The 3,576-nt window shown below is 71.7% G+C and carries 5 protein-coding genes; all 5 read left to right on the top strand.

The window, feature by feature from the left end:
* A partial coding sequence (locus AC27VN_RS35845) for a TOBE domain-containing protein (RefSeq protein WP_490879704.1) occupies window positions 1–207 on the top strand: 207 nt, incomplete at its 5' end.
* Window positions 204–1,058: an ABC transporter permease gene (locus AC27VN_RS35850; RefSeq protein ID WP_490879705.1), complete on the top strand. Its 855-nt coding sequence runs from the start codon at window positions 204–206 to the stop codon at window positions 1,056–1,058. The genes AC27VN_RS35845 and AC27VN_RS35850, both read left to right, overlap by 4 nt.
* Entirely contained in the window at window positions 1,055–1,849 is a 795-nt protein-coding gene (locus AC27VN_RS35855; protein ID WP_490879706.1) for an ABC transporter permease, read from the top strand. The genes AC27VN_RS35850 and AC27VN_RS35855 overlap by 4 nt, the downstream gene beginning before the upstream one ends.
* A 2-nt stretch (window positions 1,850–1,851) precedes the next feature.
* Complete coding sequence (locus AC27VN_RS35860) at window positions 1,852–2,778, top strand: polysaccharide deacetylase family protein (protein WP_490879707.1); 927 nt, start codon at window positions 1,852–1,854, stop codon at window positions 2,776–2,778.
* Window positions 2,775–3,485, top strand: a complete 711-nt coding sequence (locus AC27VN_RS35865) for a GntR family transcriptional regulator (protein ID WP_093345398.1) — start codon at window positions 2,775–2,777, stop codon at window positions 3,483–3,485. The genes AC27VN_RS35860 and AC27VN_RS35865 overlap by 4 nt, the downstream gene beginning before the upstream one ends.
* Window positions 3,486–3,576: the final 91 nt, after the last annotated feature.

Here is a 3,576-nt window from a genome sequence, read left to right on the forward strand (position 1 = left end):
GGCATGAACCGGCTGTCGCTGGTGGTGAGCCAGACGGTCTACCGCGGCGCCAACCGGCTGGTCTACTTCAGCGCGCCCGGCGGCGGCGCGACGCTGCTCGCGGAATTCCCGGCCCACGACGACCTGGCGCCGCGCCCCGGCGAGACGCTGTCGGTGCAATGGCCGGTGGCCGACACGCTGCTGTTCGCGGCCGAGGCGGCACCATGAGCCGCGCCGAGGGATCGCCGGGCTGGCTCGCCGTGCCGGGCGCGGGCTACCTCGTGCTGCTGTTCGTGCTGCCGCTGGCCGCGCTGCTGGCCACCAGCTTCCAGGGCGAACAGGGCGGCTTCTCGCTCGCGGGCTACGCGCGCTTCGCGACCGATCCCTTCAGCGCCGTCGTGGTCTGGAACACGCTGAAGATCGCGCTGCTCGTCACGCTGCTGTGCCTGCTGATCGGCTACCCGGTCGGCTTCGCCATGGCACGCGCCTCGCTGCCGGTGCAGGGGCTGATGTTCCTCGCGCTGATCCTGCCGCTGTCGGTGGGCGTGGTGGTCAAGAGCTTCGCCTGGACCATCCTGCTGCGCAGCAACGGCCTGGTCAACCAGGTGCTGCTGGGCCTGGGGCTGGTCGACGAGCCGGCGCGGCTGCTGTTCAACGAGCGCGGGCTGGTGATCGCCGCGGTGCACGTGTTCCTGCCCTTCATGGTGCTGCCGGTGTTCACGGTGGCGCGCCAGATCGACTCGCGCCTGGCCGAGGCCGCCGCCACGCTCGGCGCGAAGCCGCTGCATGCCTTCGTGCGCGTGACCTGGCCGCTGTCGCTGCCGGGCGTGGTCGCGGGCTCGGCCTTCGTGTTCTCGATGGCGGTGTCGATGTACGTGATCCCCGCGCTGCTGGTGGGCGACCGCTACCAGACCCTGCCCGCGCTGCTGGCGCGCGCCTACCTGTTCATGCGCGACCGGCAGTCGGGCTCGACGCTGGCGGTGATCCTGCTGGCCATCGCGGTGGCGGTGGTGGTGGGCAGCACGCTGCTCACGCGCCGGCTGCAGGCGCGCGGGCAGCAGCAAGGAGCCACGACATGAGCACACGCTGGAACCGCCTCGCGGGCGGGCTGCTGATGGCGGCGACCGCGGTCTTCATGCTGGCGCCGCTGGTGGTGGTGGTGCTGGTCTCGTTCAGCCCCTCGCCGGTGTTCAACCTGCCCGAGGGCCAGTGGTCGCTGCGCTGGTACCGCGCGATGCTGGCCAAGGAGGGCCTGGCCGACACCGTGCTGCTGTCGGCCGCGGTGGCCGCGGGCGCGACGCTGGCGGCGCTGGTGCTCGGCACGCTGTGCGCGATCGCGATCGAGCAGGGGCGCTTCCGCGGCCGCGAGGCGCTGCTGGCCTTCCTCGTTTCGCCGCTGATGATGCCGGGGCTGGTGATCGGCGTGGCGCTGCTGCAGGCCTTCCGCGCGGTCGGGCTGGCGAACGTGTTCTGGAGCCTGCTGATCGGGCACGTGGTCATCACCCTGCCCTACGTCACGCGCACGGTGCATGCGAGCCTGGCGCTGTTCGACACCCGGCTGCTGGAGGCGGCGCAAACGCTGGGGCTGTCGCGCCCGCGCGCGCTGCTGCAGGTGATGGTGCCGGCGCTGGCACCGGCCTTCCTGACCTCGGGGCTGTTCGCCTTCCTCGCCTCGATGGACAACTACCCGATCTCGATCTTCCTGACCGATGCGCGCAGCAAGACGCTGCCGATCGAGATCCTGCACTACCTGGAGGAGTCGCCCGACCCCACCATCGCCGCCATCTCGGCCTGCCTGATCCTGCTGGCCGCCCTGGTGCTCTTCATCGCCGAAAGGCTGGTCGGCCTGCGCCGGCTGGCCCAGTTCTGACCATGGCCGATTCATCCCCTGTTTCCACTCCACCCTCCACGCGCGACTTCATCGGCTATGGCCGTGACCTGCCCGCCGTGCGCTGGCCCGAGGCGGCGCGCGTGGCCGTTTCCTTCGTCGTCAACTTCGAGGAGGGCGCGGAGTTCTCCATGACCGACGGCGACAGCCGCAACGAGGCCATCTACGAGGTGATCGACGGCCAGCCGGTGCCCGACCGCTGCATCGACAGCCACTTCGAATACGGCACGCGCGTGGCCTACTGGCGCATCGCCGACCTGTTCGAACGGCATGGCGGGCACTTCACGCTCAGCGCCTGCGGCCGCGCGGTGGAGCGCTCGCCGTGGCTGGCACAGCATGCGGCGCAGGCCGGCCACGAGGTCTCGGCGCACGGCTGGCGCTGGGAGCGCGGCATCGACCTCACGCTCGACGAGGAGCGGCTGGCCATCGACCGCTGCTGCACCGCGATCGAGGCCGCCACCGGGCGCCGCCCCGTGGGCTGGCACACGCGTTCCAACCCGAGCCCGCACACGCGCCGCCTGCTGGTGGAGCGCGGTTTCCTCTACGACAGCGACGCCTACAACGACGACACGCCCTACCGCGTGGCGGTCGACGGCCGGCCGCACCTCGTGCTGCCCTATGCTTTCGACACCAACGACATGCAGTTCCAGAACACCCAGCGCTTCGATACCGGCGACGCCTTCGCCGACTACGTCTGTGCCGCCTACGACTGGCTGTGGCGCGAGGGCGGGCACGCGCCGCGCATGCTGTCGGTGGGCCTGCACCTGCGCATGATCGGCCGGCCCGGGCGCATCGGCGCGCTCGAGCGCATCCTGCGCCACCTCCACGACAAGGGCGGCGCCTGGGTGACCAGCCGCGAACGCATCGCCCGCCACTGGCTGGCGCACACCGATGAGGGCACGGCCGCATGAAGGAACGCGAGGACGCGGTCTACGACACGCTCTCGCGCGCGCTGCTGGCCGGCGCGCTGGCGCCCGGCGCGCCGCTGCGCGAGACCGCGCTGGCCGAGGTCTTCGGCGTGAGCCGCGAGCGCATCCGCAAGATATTGCTGCGGCTGGGCACCAACCGGCTGATCGAGATGATCCCGAACCGCGGCGCCTTCGTGGCCGCGCCCTCGCTCGAGCAGGCGCGCTCGATCTACGACGCGCGTCGCATCCTCGAGGGCGGCATCGTCGCCCACCTGGCGCAGAACGCGGGCGCCGAGGCGCTGCGCCGCCTCGACGAGCACATGGAACGCGAGCAGGCCGCGCTGGCCGAGGGCGACCGCGCCACCTCGGTGCGGCTGTCGGCCGACTTCCACATGATCCTGGCCGAGGCCACGGGCAACACCTTCATCCTGCAGCAGATGCAGGAGCTGGTGAGCCGGACCTCGATGCTGGTGGCGATGTACGAGGCGCCGCATTCGGCGCAATGCGCCTGCGACGAGCACCGCGACATCTTCACCTCGCTGCTCAAGGGCGACGGCGGCGGTGCCGCGCGTGCGATGCGCTCGCACCTGTCGCTGGTCGAGACCCGGCTGCGCCCCGGCGCGGCCGCGCCCTCGCAGGACGTGGTGGGCGTGCTGCTGCGCATGTGGGCCGGCCAGCGCGCCGCGCAGTCCACGGACGAAGGCCGATGAGCGAAGCCACGCTGCTGGTGCTCAACCCGAACACCAGCGATTCGATGACCGAGGCCGTCGTCTCGGCCGCCCGCGCGCTGCTGCCGCCGGG

Source organism: Variovorax sp. 20P10.2.4 (genome assembly GCF_058244205.1).

Bases quoted from the DNA above. Each gene is read 5' to 3' on its own strand.
- AC27VN_RS35855 (WP_490879706.1), top strand. From the start codon at position 1,055: ATGAGCACACGCTGGAACCGCCTCGCGGGCGGGCTGCTGATGGCGGCG.
- AC27VN_RS35865 (WP_093345398.1), top strand. From the start codon at position 2,775: ATGAAGGAACGCGAGGACGCGGTCTACGACACGCTCTCGCGCGCGCTG.
- AC27VN_RS35850 (WP_490879705.1), top strand. From the start codon at position 204: ATGAGCCGCGCCGAGGGATCGCCGGGCTGGCTCGCCGTGCCGGGCGCG.
- AC27VN_RS35860 (WP_490879707.1), top strand. From the start codon at position 1,852: ATGGCCGATTCATCCCCTGTTTCCACTCCACCCTCCACGCGCGACTTC.